This window comes from Allorhizobium sp. GW101-3B10, assembly GCF_059424725.1.
The window spans coordinates 3,617,361-3,634,199 of record NZ_JBWKZR010000001.1 but is presented as its reverse complement, the minus strand read 5'-3'; the positions used below and the strand labels follow the sequence as shown (position 1 = coordinate 3,634,199).

The 16,839-nt window shown below is 65.6% G+C and carries 19 protein-coding genes and 1 tRNA gene; 15 read left to right on the top strand and 5 right to left on the bottom strand.

Annotated features, from left to right (window positions below; translation table 11 throughout):
- Position 1: 1 nt before the first annotated feature.
- The 3 genes from AC07Y0_RS18095 to AC07Y0_RS18085 all read left to right on the top strand — a co-directional run bounded on the left by AC07Y0_RS18095 (position 2) and on the right by AC07Y0_RS18085 (position 2,791).
- Positions 2-1,015 (top strand): type II secretion system F family protein, encoded by a 1,014-nt coding sequence (locus AC07Y0_RS18095; protein ID WP_498679098.1) that lies wholly within the window; start codon positions 2-4, stop codon positions 1,013-1,015.
- A 12-nt stretch (positions 1,016-1,027) separates the two neighbouring features.
- Positions 1,028-2,011, top strand: coding sequence for a type II secretion system F family protein (locus tag AC07Y0_RS18090; RefSeq protein ID WP_498679097.1), 984 nt, complete (start codon positions 1,028-1,030; stop codon positions 2,009-2,011).
- A gap of 135 nt (positions 2,012-2,146) precedes the next feature.
- The gene (locus AC07Y0_RS18085; RefSeq protein WP_498679096.1) at positions 2,147-2,791 is read left to right on the top strand and encodes a LysE family translocator; all 645 of its coding nucleotides are present in this window, start codon (positions 2,147-2,149) and stop codon (positions 2,789-2,791) included.
- Between the two features lie 43 nt (positions 2,792-2,834).
- On the opposite strand, the gene AC07Y0_RS18080 is transcribed toward AC07Y0_RS18085, so the two are convergent.
- Complete coding sequence (locus AC07Y0_RS18080; RefSeq protein ID WP_498680271.1) at positions 2,835-3,605, bottom strand: tetratricopeptide repeat protein; 771 nt, start codon at positions 3,603-3,605, stop codon at positions 2,835-2,837.
- A gap of 204 nt (positions 3,606-3,809) precedes the next feature.
- On the opposite strand from AC07Y0_RS18080, the gene AC07Y0_RS18075 reads away from it, so the two are divergent.
- From AC07Y0_RS18075 to AC07Y0_RS18060, 4 genes are all read left to right on the top strand, one after another.
- Positions 3,810-5,201 (top strand): leucyl aminopeptidase family protein, encoded by a 1,392-nt coding sequence (locus AC07Y0_RS18075; protein ID WP_498679095.1) that lies wholly within the window; start codon positions 3,810-3,812, stop codon positions 5,199-5,201.
- A gap of 98 nt (positions 5,202-5,299) precedes the next feature.
- Complete coding sequence (locus tag AC07Y0_RS18070) at positions 5,300-5,650, top strand: MarR family transcriptional regulator (protein WP_498679094.1); 351 nt, start codon at positions 5,300-5,302, stop codon at positions 5,648-5,650.
- 112 nt (positions 5,651-5,762) lie between these two features.
- Positions 5,763-6,617: a C40 family peptidase gene (locus AC07Y0_RS18065; RefSeq protein ID WP_498679093.1), complete on the top strand. Its 855-nt coding sequence runs from the start codon at positions 5,763-5,765 to the stop codon at positions 6,615-6,617.
- A gap of 156 nt (positions 6,618-6,773) precedes the next feature.
- Entirely contained in the window at positions 6,774-7,106 is a 333-nt protein-coding gene (locus AC07Y0_RS18060; RefSeq protein WP_498679092.1) for a hypothetical protein, read from the top strand.
- A 124-nt stretch (positions 7,107-7,230) separates the two neighbouring features.
- Here the strand turns inward: AC07Y0_RS18060 and AC07Y0_RS18055 are convergent.
- Positions 7,231-7,317 (bottom strand) — tRNA-Leu (locus AC07Y0_RS18055).
- Between the two features lie 329 nt (positions 7,318-7,646).
- On the opposite strand from AC07Y0_RS18055, the gene AC07Y0_RS18050 reads away from it, so the two are divergent.
- A complete protein-coding gene (locus AC07Y0_RS18050; protein WP_498679091.1) occupies positions 7,647-8,114 on the top strand; it encodes a BA14K family protein in 468 nt (155 codons plus the stop codon).
- A 51-nt stretch (positions 8,115-8,165) separates the two neighbouring features.
- On the opposite strand, the gene AC07Y0_RS18045 is transcribed toward AC07Y0_RS18050, so the two are convergent.
- The gene (locus AC07Y0_RS18045) at positions 8,166-8,471 is read right to left on the bottom strand and encodes an Rdx family protein (RefSeq protein WP_498679090.1); all 306 of its coding nucleotides are present in this window, start codon (positions 8,469-8,471) and stop codon (positions 8,166-8,168) included.
- A gap of 130 nt (positions 8,472-8,601) precedes the next feature.
- Between AC07Y0_RS18045 and AC07Y0_RS18040 the strand changes: the two genes are divergently transcribed.
- The 7 genes from AC07Y0_RS18040 (at position 8,602) to AC07Y0_RS18010 (ending at position 13,564) form a co-directional block, all read left to right on the top strand.
- A complete protein-coding gene (locus AC07Y0_RS18040) occupies positions 8,602-9,048 on the top strand; it encodes a DoxX family protein (RefSeq protein WP_498679089.1) in 447 nt (148 codons plus the stop codon).
- A gap of 109 nt (positions 9,049-9,157) precedes the next feature.
- A complete protein-coding gene (locus tag AC07Y0_RS18035; RefSeq protein WP_498680270.1) occupies positions 9,158-9,859 on the top strand; it encodes a type 1 glutamine amidotransferase in 702 nt (233 codons plus the stop codon).
- Between the two features lie 50 nt (positions 9,860-9,909).
- Positions 9,910-10,467 carry a sugar O-acetyltransferase gene (locus tag AC07Y0_RS18030; protein ID WP_498679088.1) on the top strand — a complete coding sequence of 186 codons (558 nt, stop codon included), beginning with the start codon at positions 9,910-9,912 and terminating at the stop codon, positions 10,465-10,467.
- A gap of 88 nt (positions 10,468-10,555) precedes the next feature.
- The gene (locus tag AC07Y0_RS18025) at positions 10,556-11,131 is read left to right on the top strand and encodes a LysE family translocator (protein WP_498679087.1); all 576 of its coding nucleotides are present in this window, start codon (positions 10,556-10,558) and stop codon (positions 11,129-11,131) included.
- 1,076 nt (positions 11,132-12,207) lie between these two features.
- Positions 12,208-12,699: an acyl-CoA thioesterase gene (locus AC07Y0_RS18020; protein ID WP_498679086.1), complete on the top strand. Its 492-nt coding sequence runs from the start codon at positions 12,208-12,210 to the stop codon at positions 12,697-12,699.
- Between the two features lie 47 nt (positions 12,700-12,746).
- A complete protein-coding gene (locus tag AC07Y0_RS18015) occupies positions 12,747-12,947 on the top strand; it encodes a hypothetical protein (RefSeq protein WP_498679085.1) in 201 nt (66 codons plus the stop codon).
- The gene (locus AC07Y0_RS18010; protein ID WP_498679084.1) at positions 12,947-13,564 is read left to right on the top strand and encodes a hypothetical protein; all 618 of its coding nucleotides are present in this window, start codon (positions 12,947-12,949) and stop codon (positions 13,562-13,564) included. The genes AC07Y0_RS18015 and AC07Y0_RS18010 overlap by 1 nt, the downstream gene beginning before the upstream one ends.
- Before the next feature lie 83 nt (positions 13,565-13,647).
- Here the strand turns inward: AC07Y0_RS18010 and lepA are convergent, their stop codons facing one another.
- Entirely contained in the window at positions 13,648-15,471 is a 1,824-nt protein-coding gene (lepA, locus tag AC07Y0_RS18005) for a translation elongation factor 4 (protein ID WP_498679083.1), read from the bottom strand.
- A 94-nt stretch (positions 15,472-15,565) separates the two neighbouring features.
- The gene (locus AC07Y0_RS18000) at positions 15,566-16,828 is read right to left on the bottom strand and encodes an MFS transporter (RefSeq protein WP_498679082.1); all 1,263 of its coding nucleotides are present in this window, start codon (positions 16,826-16,828) and stop codon (positions 15,566-15,568) included.
- Positions 16,829-16,839 lie beyond the last annotated feature (11 nt).

The following is a 16,839-nucleotide window of genomic DNA, read 5'->3' as shown; positions in this document are numbered from 1 at the left end:
GATGTTCGGTTTCGATCCCATGGTGCTCGCCATCATCGCCCTTGCGGCCGTCGCGACGGCCGGCATCGCCTATGGGATCCTGTATTCCCGCATCGAGGTCGAGAAGAAGACCGCCAACCGCATCAGCCGGGTGAAGGCCGCCGAAACCGACACCGCCAAGGTCAAGGCGGCCCGCGACCGGGTGCAGGAAATTTCCAAGCGGCGCAAATCGGTTCAGGATTCGCTGAAGGACATCGAGCGCAAGCAGGAAGAGAAGACGAAGAAGATCGCCAGCGCCAGCCTGAAATCGAGGCTGGTGCAGGCCGGGCTGACGGCGACGCCCAGCCAGTATTACATCGCCAGCGTCGCGCTCGGTCTGGTCGTGCTGGTTTTCGCCTTTCTCGGCGGCGTGCCGCTGATCGTGACGCTGGGCATGGCCTTCGTCGCCGGTTTCGGCCTTCCGCGCTGGATTCTCGGCTTCCTGATCGGGCGGCGGCAGAAGAAGTTCCTCGGCGAGTTCCCCAATGCGCTCGACGTCATGGTCCGTTCGATCCGCTCCGGCCTGCCGCTCAATGACGCGCTCCGGCTGATTGCCGCCGACGGGCAGGATCCGGTCAAGACGGAATTCCGACGTGTCGTCGAATCCCAGCAGGTCGGCCTCAGCGTGCCGGAGGCCTGCACCCGCATGATGCTGACCATGCCCCTGTCGGAAGTGAACTTCTTCGCCATCGTCATCGCCATCCAGGCCCAGGCCGGCGGCAATCTGTCGGAATCGCTGTCGAACCTGTCGCGCGTTCTGCGTGACCGCAAGAAGATGCGCTCCAAGGTCCAGGCGCTCTCGATGGAAGCCAAGGCCTCGGCCGCCATCATCGGCGCGCTGCCGTTCATCGTCGCGTTTCTCGTCTACATGACCTCGCCGAACTACATCATGATCCTGTTCACCGATCCGCGCGGGCATCTGATCCTCGGCGCCTCGGGGGTGTGGATGTCAATCGGCATCCTCGTCATGCGCAACATGATCCAGTTCGACATCTAGGAAGGGACCGTCATGGAAGAGCTGGCCGCAAGACTGACAGACCCCGCCATGGTGGTCGCCGTGCTTGTCGCGATCGCGGTGTTCGCGACGCTTTACACCATTGCCATCCCCTATCTGGAGCGCGGCGACCTCAACAAGCGGATGAAGGCCGTCTCGACCGAGCGCGATCTGATCCGCGCCCGGGAGCGGACCCGCCTCAATGCCGAGGGCAGCCATGGCAAGACGAGCCTGCGCGCCAGCAACAACCGATCGGTCCGCCAGATCGTCGAGAAGTTCAACCTGCGCCAGGCGCTCGTCGACGACGCGACGATGGACAAGCTCAAGGCCGCTGGCTTCCGCTCGCAGAACGCACTCAACATCTTCCTGGTGGCGCGCTTCCTTCTGCCCTTCCTGACGCTGACGCTCACCGCCGTATGGATCTTCGGCCTCGGCAATATGGCCGACAAGGCCTTCCCCGTCCGCATGCTGGTGACGATCGTCGGTGGGTATGTCGGCTTCTACCTGCCGAACATCTACGTCACCAACCGCATGAAGAAGCGCCAGCATTCGATCCGCCGCGCCTGGCCGGATGCGCTCGACCTCATGCTGATCTGCGTCGAATCGGGCATCTCGATCGAGGCCGCCATGCGCCGCGTCGCCGAGGAAATCGCCACCCAGTCGACCGAACTGGCCGAGGAGATGGTGCTGACCACGGCCGAGCTCTCCTTCCTGCAGGACCGCCGCACGGCGCTCGAAAACCTCGGCAACCGCACCCAGCTTGGTGGCGTCAAAGCCGTCACCCAGGCGCTGATCCAGGCCGAACGCTACGGCACGCCGATCTCGCAGGCGCTGCGCGTGCTGGCCCAGGAAGGCCGCGACGAGCGCATGAACGAGGCCGAGAAGAAGGCCGCCGCCCTGCCGCCGAAGCTCACCGTGCCGATGATCCTGTTCTTCCTGCCCGTGCTCGTCGCCGTCATTCTAGGCCCGGCCGGCATCCAGGTCTCCGACCGATTCTAGTGATTCCATAATCCGCGCCCGATTGCCGCCAGCAACCACGTCGGCTAACACTCGGCGACCGGGCCTCGTCGTCGTCACCCGGCGGTGCGGACGCGGCCCCTGCCGGCTGGCACCCCCTCGGGAACGGAGAACCGCATGTCGTCCATCGCAATCTTGCTCAGCATCGTCGGCACCGTCCTGATCGGCGCCATGAGCCCGGGGCCGAGCTTCGTGCTCGTCTCCCACACCGCGATCATCCGCTCGCGCAGGGCTGGCCTTGCCGCCGCGCTCGGCATGGGCATCGGCGGTGCGATCTTCGCCCTTCTGGCTCTGGCCGGTCTCCACGCGCTGCTGGTTCGGGTCGAATGGGCCTATCTGCTGTTCAAGCTGCTCGGCGGAGCCTATCTCGCCTATCTCGGCGTGCGCATCTGGCGCGGCGCGAGCCTGCCCCTGCCGCCGGAGCGGGCAGGGGGCACGGATCGGGGCACGGCCGCCTGGAAGAGTTTTGCCGTCGGCCTTGCCACCCAGCTCAGCAATCCGAAGACCGCGCTGGTCTATGGCAGCATCTTCGCCGCCTTCCTCCCGGCCGCGCCGGAACGCGGGCTGTTCACGGCGCTGCCGCTCGGCGTGTTCATCGTCGAGGCGGGCTGGTATGCGCTGGTGGCCCTGGTCTTTTCGGCCGAGCGGCCGCGCGCGGCCTATGGCCGGGCGAAGCACGTCGTCGATCGCATGGCCGGTGCGGTGCTGGTCGGGCTCGGCGTGCGGCTGATCCTCGATGCGGTCAGGATGCGTCCGGTCTGACGGCAGCCGTCCGGCCGCGTCCCCGACTGATCTCGACCAGGTCTCAGTTGGTGTTCTGGTCGGTCTTGCTGTCCTTGGCGGCCAGCTGCTTCCAGGAATTCTGCTGGCTCATCATCGAGCGCAGGTAGGCGACGTTTGCATCCGCTTGCTGCGGGTCGAGTTCCTGGCGGGCGATCTGCTCGGCCTCGGGGAAGCGTCCCTGCAGGCCGACGACCAACGCCAGGTTCTGCCGCACGCGGCTGTCGGCGCCGGGCTGCTGCGAGGCCGACTTGAGATAGGTCTCGGCGGTTCTCAGATCCCCGCCCAGCACGTAGGACATGCCGAGATTGGACAGGATGGTCGGATCGTTCGGCTTGAGATCCAGCGCCATGCGGTAGCGGTCGCGGGCTTCCGAGGAACGGCCGAGCTGGTCGAGCACGGCACCTTCCGCCGAGTAGAGACGCCAGTCGGGGCGGTCGGGCGTCTGCGCCCGTCCGATGGTCGCGAGCGCCTGTTCCAGCTGGCCGGCTGCCGCCTGCGCTTTGCCGAAGGCGGAGAGTACCTCGCGGTCGGACGGATTGGCGATCGCCACCTGCTGCATGACGGCGAGCGCCTGGGAGTTGCGTCCGGTCATCATCAGGATGTTGGCGTAGGCGAGGCCGTTGTTGCGGTCCTTCGGGTTGCGCGCATAGGCGGAACCGATGCTGTCTGCCGCCCGCGTCAGCTCCGGCGCCGTCATGGTTTCCACCGGCTTCGACAGCTTGGGGATCGATCCGGTGGTGAGCTCCTTCTTCGTCGTCGAACAGCCACCGAGCGCGGCCGCGGCGACCAGCATGCAGACGCTGCCGAAGAAGCCGATGCGATGACGTGTCGAAGTCTGCCGAAGAGCCATGTCGCTTATCCTGGATCGGTTTGCCGGCGCCGCGGCGACGTCCCGGCGGACGAAGGCGGCGCAACCTCCACTCAAGCAATAATCTGTTAACCCTAACGGAGTGTTAATAGCCCCAACCCGAGTTGATTCTCTCCCAGAAGGCAGGCCATGGTCCCGTATCAGTACATCGAAAGACGCACCCCCTTCAGCACGAAGGGCGGGCACACGCTTCCCGTCTTCGCGGTGACCCCTGCCCATATCGAGACCGGCACGATCGATCCGATCGCGCTCGACTGGGCACGCAAGGCCGGGTTCAAGGCCGATGCGGGCTCCGTGCTGTTGATCCCGACCGGCGACGGCCATCTCGGCGGCGCGCTCTTTGGTCTCGGCAGCAATCCGTCGGACAGCCCCTTCCTGTCCGGCAAGCTCGCCCGCAGCCTTCCCGCCGGCGAGTGGCACATCGAGACCGCGCCGCTGACCGCCAATCGCCTGCTGCTGGGCTATGGCCTCGGCGCCTATCGCTTCGGCCGCTACCGTTCGGAAAAGCCGGTCGAACCGACGCTGATGATCCCGCAGGACGCCGACGCCGCCGACATCAAGCGCCAGCTCGCCGGCGTCTATCTCGCCCGCGACCTGATCAACACGCCAACCAACGACATGGGGCCGGCCGATCTCGAAAGGGCCTTCCGGGCGCTCGCCGACCATTACAAGGCCGAGGTTTCTGTCGTCGTCGGCGACGGCCTGATCGAGCGCAATTTCCCGCTGGTGCACACCGTTGGCCGGGCCAGCGCCCAGGCGCCGCGCCTGCTCGAGTTGCGCTGGGGCAAGAAGGGCCATCCCAAGGTGACCCTGGTCGGCAAGGGCGTGTGCTTCGATACGGGCGGCCTCGACATCAAGGGCTCGGCCAACATGCTGCTGATGAAGAAGGACATGGGCGGCGCGGCCAATGTCATGGGCCTCGCGTTGATGATCATGGACGCCAAGCTGAAGATCGACCTTCGCGTCATCGTCCCGGCCGTGGAAAACTCCATAGCCGGCAACGCGTTCCGCCCGGGCGACATCTATCGCAGCCGTAAGGGCCTGACGGTCCAGATCGACAATACCGACGCCGAAGGCCGGCTGATCCTCGCCGATGCGCTTGCCTATGCCGACGAAGACAAGCCGGATCTGCTGATCGACATGGCGACGCTCACCGGCGCGGCACGGGTCGCGCTGGGTCCCGACCTGCCGCCTTTCTTCACCGACGACGAGGACCTCGCCGAGTATCTGCTCGATGCGAGCGTCGAAACCGACGACCCCTTGTGGCGCATGCCGCTCTTTAAGGGCTACGAGAAGAACATCCGTGCCCAGATCGCCGACCTGACCAATGCGCCCGCGGGCGGTATGGCCGGTTCGATCACCGCAGCCCTGTTCCTCAAGCGCTTCGTCGACAAGTCCACCCGGTGGGTGCATTTCGACATCTTCGGCTGGTCGCTCTCCGAGCGCCCGCATTCGCCGGTCGGCGGCGAGGCCCAGGCCATTCGAGCGCTCTACCGCTATCTGCGCACCAATCTGCGCTGAGGTGGGTCCGGGCGGCGCGCCGGCTCAGGTCGGCGCGCTTGCAATGCCGCGCCGATTGCCGGAAAAGAAGAAGCGACAACGACGTTCCGGATCGGTGCATGAGTGTTGAACTGACCGCCAGTGAGGCTCTGGGCCTTTGGCACAAGGTGACCCTGCAACAGGTGCAGCAGGACAAGCGCGACCTGACGCTTCGGCAGATGGCGATCCTGTTGCAGATCTATCTCGTGCCGCCGCCGCACACCGTGCGCGGCCTTGCCGCGACGCTCGGGGTCACCAAGCCGGTGATCACCCGCGCGCTCGACACCATGGGCGAGATGGGCCTCGTCGACCGCGTCCGCGACGAACGCGACCGTCGCAGCGTCGTCGTCAAGCGCACCGTCGGCGGTGCGCTCTTCCTCGAGAAATTCGGCGACCTGATCATCGATCAGGGCCGCAGACTGGGTTACTAGGGCGGGTCCGCCTTGCTTCAGGCGGGCACATGCCCCGGCATTTGTTTTTAACGTCATTCCGGCGCCAAGACCGCTTCGCGCTTTTGCCGGATGAGCTTCTTGAGAGAGTTTCATGGCGCTGGACCGCAGACTGCATGCCTTCCGCGACGACCTGGCCGACGTGGCGCTGGAGGGGCAGGTGAACGCCGCCCGTTTCGCCTCCGGCGCGCCGGCCCGCATTGCCGTGCCGGTGACCGGCCTTCGGCCGAAGCCGGATGCCGCAAGCGGCATCGACACCGAACTCCTGTTCGGTGAGGACGTCACCGTTTTCGATCGGGCTGGCGGCTGGGCCTGGGTCCAGGCGAAGTCGGACGGCTATGTCGGCTACCTGCCCGAGCGCGTGCTGGCCGCCGAGGGAGATCGGCCCACCCATCACGTGACCGTGCCGCGCACCTTTGTCTATCCCGGCGCCGACCTGCGTTTCCCGGTCAATGCCGCGCTGTCGATGGGCAGCCGCATTGCGGTTGCCGGCGAGGCCGAGACGCGCGGCACCCGCTACTTCCTGCTGGCCGATGGCCGCGCTGTGGTGGCCGGCCACTGCCTGCCGCTTGGCACCTACGCCACCGACGACTATGTGGCGGTCGCCGCGCGCTTCCTCGAGACGCCCTATCTCTGGGGTGGCCGGTCCGGCTTCGGCATCGACTGTTCGGGCCTCGTCCAGCTGGCGCTGCAAATGACCGGGCGGGCCGCGCCACGCGATTCCGACATGCAGGCGGCAGGTCTTGGCACGGTCATCGCCCGCGAGGAGCTGCGGCGCGGCGATCTGGTGTTCTGGAAGGGCCATGCCGGCATCATGGCCGACGACAGGACCCTGCTGCATGCCAACGGCCATACCATGACCGTGGCGCTCGAGGATTTCGAAGCCGCCGTCCAGCGCATCGGCTGGCTCTACGAAATGCCGACCGGCTATCGCCGGCCGGTCGCCTGAAGCGGACCATGGGGCCCGATGCATCCGGCAAGGACTTCCATCGCCGCGATCGCCACCCCATATGGACCGGGACTGGATTTTGATCTGCTAGGGATGGGTGCCGTGGACGAAGCAAGGACGGGCAGGGCAGGGGCGAAGCGGCAAGGCCGAGTGCACATGGCGATCTGCGCGGCTTCCGCAGTCCTCTTCGCCGCGGCCGCCGGCCATGCCGCCGAGACCAAGCCGCCGAAGCTGGTCGCCCCTCCGGAAACCTTCCAGGACCTGCCCGGCGTCAAGCCTCAGGGCGAAATGCAGTTCGGCTCCCCCTACAGCTGCGAGACGGTCACCCGTATGGTCCGGTCGCGCAACGAAATCGGCTTTCACGGCGACGGCATGCCGGTCACGGTCTATCGCTGCACCCGCGACGGGGTGGTCTACGAAAGCCGTCAGCCGCCCAATCCCTCCGGCGGCTGGTACCCGGGCGTCAATCCGCGGATCATCGACCGCTGATCGGCACATGCCTGCACGGATCGAAGACCCAGATTCGAGCGGAATTCACGGCAACAAAAAAGCCCGGCGAACCGGGCTTTTTGCTTTGCTTCTGAACCGTCTAGGACGGTCTGAAACGGGAATTTGGTGCCCAGAAGAGGACTCGAACCTCCACACCCTTTCGAGTACCAGCACCTGAAGCTGGCGCGTCTACCAATTCCGCCATCTGGGCGACGAGGAGCCGTGTAAAGGCAGCGACTCCGGCTGTCAACTGGCTTTTTGAAGTTTTCGTGTCGGAGAACCGGAGCCGCCCCGGAAAGCCCGGTAATCGTCGTTTTCGGGACGAAAGAATTTATTCGGCGTGCGACGGAATGTGCAGACGCAAGCGCTTTACGCGGCGTCTTGGAAAAGCCATCATCGCTCTGAACATCTTGGATGTTTCGCCTTTCCGGACAAGGCCGGCTCTCGCCGGCTCCGCAAGGGTGATGTTGCAGGACATGCGGCAGGGAAGGAGGATGGTCCTCCGCCAAGGCCGGATGCTCCGTTCTCTGGAGGAGCGCCATGAACAAATTGGCCCATATGCTGCTCGGCTCGCTGCTCGGCCTTGCCGGCTTCCTTGCCGGTCCGGCCCAGGCGGCGCCCGGTCTTACCCCGACCATGCGGCCGGCCGCCGGTCCGTCGGACGTGGTCAACGTCGAGGTCGTCTGCGATCGTTACGGCTGCTACGACACCTATCGCCGCCGTCCGCCACCGCCGGTCTGGGATGACGGCTATCGTCGCCCGCCACCGCCACCGCCGATCTACCGCCGCCCGCCGCCACCACCGTGGTGGGATGACGGCTACCGTCGGCCCCCACCGCCGCCGATCTATCGCCGGCCACCGCCGCCTCCGCCGCCGGTCTATGGTGGCCGCAACTGGAGCCGGCACGTCGAATGGTGCCTCAATCGCTACCGTTCGTACAATCCGCAGACCAACCGCTTCCTGTCGACGAGCGGTTATTTCAAGGTCTGCCGCTCGCCCTATTATTGAGCGGGACGGCCAGCCGGTTCGGGCGGGGAGCGATCCCCGCCCTTTTTCGTTTCAAGTGTCGCCGCCGGGGCTGTTCGTCTGACGGTCGACATGGCCAAGGTCACGCTCCGGCTCGATCACGTCGCGCACCTTCTGCTTCAGCTCCTTCGGGCCGGGAAAGCCGCCGTCGCGCTTGCGCTCCCAAATAAGGTTGCCGTCTACGCGGATCTCGAAATTGCCGCCGCTGCCGGGAATGAGCGCCACCTCGCCGAGTGCGTCGCCGAAGGTCTGCAGCAGTTCCTGTGCCATCCAGCCGGCACGCAGCAGCCAGTTGCACTGGGTGCAGTAGAGAATGGTGATCCGCGGTTTCTCGTTCATGCCTCTTTCCCGTCCATCGGTTCATCTTCACGATAAAGTCAACTTAAGTTATCATGTTTTCATGGTGCTGCCCTTGAGCCGGCTCGCCGTTGCGGCCATGACTGCGCAAAATGCAGCAAGGAGCAATAGCATGTCCCACCCCATCGACCGCAACCGCCTGATCCTCCCGCAGGTCGCCCCGCTCTATGGCGCCAGTCACGAGGCCGTGGAGACCGTCCTGAGGCTCGTGGCCGGCGTCCTGCTGGTCACCCACGGCTATGGCAAGATCATAAACCCGTTCGGCGCCGTGGGCATGGTCGAGGGCCTCGGTTTTTATCCGGGCGCCTTCTGGTCTCCGCTGCTGGCCGCGACTGAATTCTTCGGCGGCATTCTGGTGGCCATCGGCCTGTTCACCCGCCCGGCCGCCGTCGCCGCCATGATCGTCCTGCTGGTCACCGTCTATTTCCACGGCGTGGTGCAGGCGCAGGGCCTTGCCGGCGCCGAGAAGTCCATTCTCTGGGCCGCGATCTTCCTGTTCTTCGCGGTTCGCGGCGGCAACCGGCATTCGGTCGATGCGCGGCTGGGGAAGACCTTCTGAGCTGCGTCCGACCGACCGAGCGGCGGCGCCTTGCTGCGCCGCCGCCTCTTGAAGACGAAGGCGGCGCGTGGTCATCTCCGAAGTCGAACGAGTCGGCAAGGGACAGGCAATGCGCGTCGCCATCATCGAGAACACCCGCTATTCGGACCCGGGGCAGGTGGGCGTTGCGCTCGCCGAGGCGGGCGCCAAGGTCCAGGTGATCCGGGCCTATGCCGGCGAGCCGCTGCCGGGCTCGACCGACGATCACGATGCACTGGTCGTGTTCGGCGGCGAGCAGAACGCCCGCGACGATGCCAAGCATCCCTATCTGCCGGCGCTGGCCGAGGTGATGCGCGGCTATGGCGAGGCGGGCAGGGCGGTGCTCGGCATCTGTCTCGGCAGCCAGCTTTTGGCCCGCGCCTTCGGCGGGGAGAACCTGATCGGGGCCGCCCCCGAATTCGGCTGGCAGGCGATCGAGCCGACCGAAGCCGGCCTTGCCGATCCGGTGCTGTCGGCGGTCAACGACAGCCGGTTTCTCTCCTTCCAGTGGCACGACGACACCTTCACCCTGCCGCCGGACGCCATCCATCTCGCCCGCAACGATGCTGCCCACCACCAGGCCTTCCGGGTCGGGCGTGCCGCCTATGGCATGCAGTTTCATTTCGAGGCGAACCGCGGCGTGGTCGAGCAGTGGAACCGTATGTTTCCCGAACTGGTCGAGAAGAAGCATCCCGGCTGGCTCGAGCGCCACCCGGACTATGCGGCGACCAAAGGGGTGGAGGCCGAAGCCGCCGGACTGGCGATCGCCCGGGCCTGGGTGGCGCTGATCTGAGCCTTGGGACGGGTGGGCCGCCACCAAGCGGCCGAGCGGGGGGAACAGTGATGGGCGCGAGCGAGCGGGAGAAGATGGCAGCCGGGCAGTGGTACAGCTGCATCGATCCGGAACTCGACCGGCTGCGGATCGCCGCCCGCGAGGCGGTGCATCGCCACAATACGCTCCCGCCGGCCGACCGCGGCGCGGCGGCGCCGGAACTGATCCGCCTGTTTGCCGGCTTCGGTACCGGCGCCTTCATCGAGGCGCCGTTCCACTGCGCCTACGGCTTCAACCTGACGCTGGGCGACCATGTCTATCTCAATGCCGGCTGCGTGATCCTCGACACCGCGACTGTGACCATCGGCGATCGCTCCATGCTCGGCCCCGCCGTGCAGATCTACTGTGCCGAGCATCACAAGGACCGGCGCCTGCGCTCCGAGGGGCAGGAGATCGCCCGCCCGGTTTCGATCGGCACGGACGTGTGGATCGGCGGTGCGGCGGTGATCCTCGCCGGCGTGACCATCGGCGACGGGGCGATCGTCGGCGCCGGCGCCGTGGTGACGCGCGACGTGCCGGCCGGGGCGACCGTGACCGGCAATCCGGCGCGGGTGCTGTCGCCGAAATGAGCGCCGCGCCTTCCCGACTTGACCGGGGTCAAATCGCCGTCGTCCGGATCCTGTATGGTCCGGGCAGACAGACCGCCGGAGACCTGCCTTGACCCTTGCCGCCTTCACGCTTGCCCTTGCGCTCCTGCTGCTGACGCCGGGGCCAACCAACACGCTGCTGGCCGTCGCCGGCGCCTCCATGGGCTTTCGCCGATCCTGGCCGCTGATGGGTGCGGAACTCGCCGGCTATCTGACCACCATCCTGCCGCTCGTCAGCTTTGCCGGGCCCTTCCTTGAAGGCCAGCCGGTGATCGCCAATGCGGTCAAGCTGTGCTCCGCCGCCTGGGTGCTGTCGCTGGCGATCAAGCTGTGGACGGCGCCGGCGCCGAACGCGGCGGACACCTGCGTCAAGGGCCGCTGCGTCTACTGGACGACGGTGATGAACCCGAAGGCGCTGATCATCGGCCTGGCGCTGATCCCGGCGGGCGGCATGGCCGCGACCATGCCCTATCTCGCCGTGCTCTGCGTGACGGTCGTCGTCGTCGCGAGCCTCTGGCTGGCGCTCGGCGCCGCCGTGATCCGCTCGGTCAGCCGGCGCCACCCGGCCCTCGTCGGCCGTGTCGCCGCCTGCTTCCTGCTGTTCTTCGCCGCAAGCCTCGCCGGCCGGGCGGTCGGCTGGGTATGACGCGGCGGGGCTTCGCGCGCGCCTTTCGACCGATGACCGGACACGGCTTCGCCTTCACACCGGCGGCTCCGCCCCGTGGCTTGATCTCTTTCAGTTTCCCTTCGGCCTTTAGCCTCAAGGGTTCGGACGGGGCGCTGCAAGCTGCCTCGTAAGTTAAAAAATATATGGCACCCTGCGGCGCCCCGTTCGGTGTTTTTCGGCCCTGAAATTCGCCCTCTCTACACGGACCTCCACCCTTTCGGGATGGCGTTTGTGGTCCGCTTGGGTGCCGCACAGGCACGTCGCTTGTTCAGCGAGGGAGGCCCTGATCTCGCCCCGGAAATGAAAAGCCTGCGATCGCTCCCAATCCCGGCACCGGCCCCGCCTCGCCGGGTTCGCATGACCCGATGCATCCGATGGCGGAACGGGGGCATTGTAGCCTTGGCCCGCGGGGGCGGGGAAATTTTCCGAATGCCGGCATTGATTTTTCTGCGCAATCGGCTCTCGTCGTCCCCGTTTTTGGCGGACGCGCGTGGCCGGATGCTTCGAGGTCCCGCCTTGCTCGGCTATCCTGGCTTGCCGGGAGAGATCGCGACGCAGCCTTGCTGTCACACACTTGCAGGTGCGCGAACGCCAGACCCGCCGTAAAGGCTGACGGAGAACACCACATCGACAAGTACAACGGCCGTCTTCACGCCGGATGCACAACGTGAGCCCTCACCCTGAGGTGGGAGCGCCAGCGACCCTCGAAGGGCGAGGGCGTGCGGCTGGCGCGCCTACCCGTGGCCGGATGCTTCGAGGCTTGGCCTGTCGGCCAAGCACCTCAGCATGAGGGGGAGATCGGGGACGCCATGTTGTCCCCACCGTCATCCTCGGGCTTGACCCGAGGATCCGAAAACAAGCGATGCCCCGCCACCCGCCACCCGCCACCCGCCACCCGCCACCCGCCACCCGCCACCCGCCACCAGTCTCAGTCTCTGCTACAGCCTGAGCCGTCAGCCACACAGCCACGGCAGCACTGCAAGCCGCCGGCCCCCTTTTCACCGCCGCGCCTGATCCCTAGACTGGCCCCGGACCCGCCGCCGAAAGGACACCGCATGAACCGCGCCCACGATCCAAGCCAGCTCGACATGGTCGTGCTGATGACGCCGGACATGGCGAATTTTTCCGGCAAGGTGCATGGCGGCGCGCTGTTGAACCTGCTCGACCGGGTCGCCTATTCCTGCGCCTCGCGGTTTTCCCAGCAATATGCGGTGACCCTGTCTGTCGACCAGGTGGTGTTCCGCCAGCCGATCCATGTCGGCGAGCTCGTCACCTTCCTCGCCTCGGTCAACTATGCCGGCCGCACCTCGATGGAGATCGGCATCCGCGTTGAGGCCGAAGACATCCGCAGCGGCGAACGCCGCCACACCAATTCCTGCTATTTCACCATGGTCGCCGTCGACGAGGCCGGCAAGCCGACCACGGTGCCGGAACTCGTCGTCGACACTGAGATGAAGGCCAGGCGCAAGCGCGCCGCGGAAGAACGCCGGGCGCTCAGGCGCGAATTCGAGGCGCGCTTCGAGAGGGCCAAGGCGGGGGCGGAGTGAGCACTGCTGGCTTTGCGTCACTTGCAAAAGTCAGGAATTGCGCCAATATGCATGGCATGAGCAAGGCCGGTTCCAAAATTCAGCAAGTGAAACGCGAGGCGTCTGGAGCCCGTGGTGTGATCGGCTACGCATCGGACGGAACGCCCATCATGAAGCCGCCGTTCAAGCCGAAGAGCTTTACCGTCCGGGAACTCAACCAGGTCATTCGCGAGATTCACCGCGAAGAAGCGATGAAGCGAGCCGGTTAGTGGCTCGCGGCAAAACGCCGGTCTTCATCAATTGCCCGTTCGACGGCGCCTATCTTCCATTCTTTCACGCGATCGTATTTGCCGTCTATCGATGCGGCTTCACGCCGCGTTGTGCTCTTGAGGTGATCGACGGCGGCGGGACCCGGATTGCCAAGATCGAGACGCTGATCGAGGAATGTCCGCTCGGCATTCATGACATCTCCCGTACGGAACTGGACGGTGTGAACAAGCTTCCCCGGTTCAACATGCCGCTGGAGCTCGGCCTGTTTCTCGGTGCGAAGCGCTACGGCGACACTGTACAGAAACGCAAGAAATGCCTTGTTCTCGACTGCGAGCGCTACCGCTACCAGAAATTCATCTCAGACATTGCCGGTCAGGATGTCGATTCTCACGAAGGCAAGGTCGAGATACTCATCGACAAGGTCCGTTCGTTTCTCAACTCCGCGGTGCGCAGCCGGCCGCTCCTGTCAGGTGCTGCGATTCGAGACGACTACCAGCGCTTCAATGAGGCTCTGCCGGAGATATGCAGCCGCCTGCGCATTGACGCAGACAGTCTCGACTACCGCGATTTCGCATGGATCGCGGCAGACTATGTGTCAAAGGATGGGAAGCTCTAGGCACAGCGTTCCCGTTAGGCGAACGGAATTGCCCCCTCATCCGGCCCTTCGGGCCACCTTCTCCCCGAGGGGAGAAGGGAGGATCACTCGTCGCTCATCTTCAGTGCGGCGATGAAGGCTTCCTGCGGGATATCCACCTTGCCGAACTGGCGCATGCGCTTCTTGCCGGCCTTCTGCTTGTCCAGGAGCTTGCGCTTGCGGCTGGCGTCGCCGCCGTAGCACTTGGCGGTGACGTCCTTGCGCATGGCGGAGATCGTTTCGCGGGCAATCACGTTGCCGCCGATGGCCGCCTGGATCGGGATCTTGAACATGTGGCGTGGGATCAGGTCCTTGAGCTTCTCGCACATGTCGCGGCCGCGCTTTTCCGCCGCCGAGCGGTGGACCAGCATGGAGAGCGCGTCGACCGGTTCGCCATTTACCATGATCGACATCTTGACGAGGTTGCCCTCGCGATAGCCGTTCAGGTGGTAGTCGAACGAGGCATAGCCCTTGGAGATCGACTTCAGGCGGTCGTAGAAGTCGAACACCACTTCGTTGAGCGGCAGCTCATAGGTGAGCATGGCGCGCTTGCCGACATAGGTGAGTTCGGTCTGGATGCCGCGGCGGTCCTGGCAGAGTTTCAGGATGCCGCCGAGATAGTCGTCCGGGGTCAGGATCGTCGCCTTGATCCACGGTTCGCGGATTTCGGCGATCTTGACGACGTCCGGCATGTCGGCCGGATTGTGCAGTTCCCGCTCGGTGCCGTCGGTCATGCTTAGCTGGTAGACGACGGAAGGAGCGGTGGCGATCAGGTCGAGGTCGAACTCGCGCTCGAGGCGTTCCTGGATGATCTCGAGATGCAGGAGGCCGAGGAAGCCGCAGCGGAAGCCGAAGCCGAGCGCGGCGGAGGATTCCATCTCGAAGGAGAAGGAGGCGTCGTTGAGGCGAAGCTTGCCCATGGCGGCGCGCAGATCCTCGAAATCGGCCGCATCGACCGGGAAGAGGCCGCAGAACACCACGGGTTGAGCCGGCTTGAAGCCCGGCAGGGCCTTGGCGGTCGGGCGCTTGTCCTCGGTGATGGTATCGCCGACACGGGTATCGGCCACTTCCTTGATCGAGCCGGTGAAGAAGCCGATCTCGCCGGGGCCGAGGCTTTCGACAGCCAGCATCTTCGGGGTCAAGACGCCGACGCGCTCGATCTGGTACTTGGCGTCGGTGCCCATCATGCGGATGGTCTGGCCCTTGGTCAGCACGCCGTCGATGACGCGCACCAGGACCATGACGCCGAGATAGGTGTCGTACCAGCTGTCGACCAGCAGCGCTTTCAGCGGGCCCTTTTCGCCAAGTTCGCTCTTCGGCGGCGGCAGCTTGTGGACGATGGCTTCCAGCACGTCGGGAATGCCCAGGCCCGTCTTGGCGGAAATCAGCACGGCTTCCGAGGCGTCGATGCCGATCACTTCCTCGATCTGTTCCTTGATGCGGTCGGGTTCGGCCGCCGGCAGGTCGATCTTGTTGAGGACGGTGACGATCTCGTGGTTGTTGTCGATCGCCTGATAGACATTGGCGAGCGTCTGGGCTTCCACCCCCTGGCTGGCGTCGACGACCAGCAGCGAGCCTTCGCAGGCGGAAAGCGAGCGCGACACCTCATAGGCGAAGTCGACATGGCCGGGCGTGTCGATCAGGTTGAGGATATAGGTCTCGCCATTGTTGGCCTTGTAGTGCAGGCGCACCGTCTGGGCCTTGATGGTGATGCCGCGTTCGCGCTCGATGTCCATCGAGTCCAGCACCTGTTCCGACATCTCGCGCTCGGCAAGGCCGCCGGTCGTCTGGATCAGACGGTCGGCCAGCGTCGACTTGCCGTGGTCGATATGGGCCACGATCGAGAAGTTGCGGATATGGTCGAGGGGCGTGCGGGTTTCTGTGCTCATGGCTTGCGCATATAGCAGCGGCGCTTGAGCCCGCAAAGCGGAAAAGCAGGGTTTTGTTCACCCTGACGGCGGGTTTTGTCCGCTTGAAGGCCCGTCAGCGGGGTCTGTCGGGGCGTCTGTCTTCCGGCTCGGTGATGACGGTGGCGTTCGGCACCTGGGCGCTCAGCATTTCGAAGCCGTCGCGCCGGTCCCCCGGCACAGGCTTGCGGCCGAGCAGGCGGACGATGACGAAGGCGCCATAGGCGAGGGCGACCGCCATGGCGGCATAGATGAAGGTCTGCGGCCCGAGCCCCGGCGTCACCAGCGTGACGAACAGCGGCACCAACGTCGCCGAGGCCGACCAGGCGACCAGCATGGTCGAGGCGAGCGGCACGAAATCCTCGGGCCTGGTGCGGTCGTTGGCATGGGCATTGGCGATCGAATAGACGGTTTCCACCGCGCCGGCCCAGATGGCGAAGACGATCATCAGCAGCATGAGGTGGGTAAACGAGGCAAATAGCGCGACCACGGCCATGACGGCGATCAGGCCGCAGGTGAAGACCAGAACCAGGCGGCGGTCCATGCGGTCGGAGAGCGCGCCGAGCGGATACTGGATGAACAGCATGCCGAGCTGCATCACGAACATCAAAAGTGCGATGTCGCCCTGCGACACCTGGTTGCCGGCGGCGTAGATCGGCGTGAAGCCCTGCACCATCATGGAGAGCCCGCCGGCGGCGAGTACGCCGATGAAGCCGACCGGGGAATTGCGCCAGGCCATCCTGATGTCGACGCTGACATTGGCCGGGGCCGGCGGGGTCGGCAGGCGCGTCAGGCTGATCGGCAGGATGGCGAGCGCGGTGAAGAAGATGGTGACGAGGGGGGCGAGGTTTCCCTCCGCCGGCATCTGGCCGAAGGCCCAGGCGCCGGTGCCCAGCCCGATGACGTAGGCCATGTAGAAGAAGGACATGGCCCTGCCGCGCCATGCGTTCGAGGCGGCATGGTTGAGCCAGCTCTGGGCGATGATGAAATTGGTATTGCCGGCGGCACCATAGAGCAGGCGGCCGATGATCCACAGGATCGGGTTGACACCAAGCGCGATCAGCAGCGCGCCAAGGATGACGAGCGCCATGGAGGAAGCAAAGAGCCGCGCATGGCCGACCCGGCGGATCAGCGGGCCGGCGACGACGCAGCCGAGCAGTCCGCCGAAGGCGACCGCCGTGACCGCCCCGCCGGCCGCCCAGGAGGGGCTTCCCGAACGGGAGAGAACGAAGGGCACATAGGCCGACATCACCCCGTTGCCGAGCGCGACCGCCGTCATCGAGACGACGATGCTGGCGACGGAGAGCGGCGAATTCGCCCGGGCGTCCACAGAGGTCATCGGGTCATCCT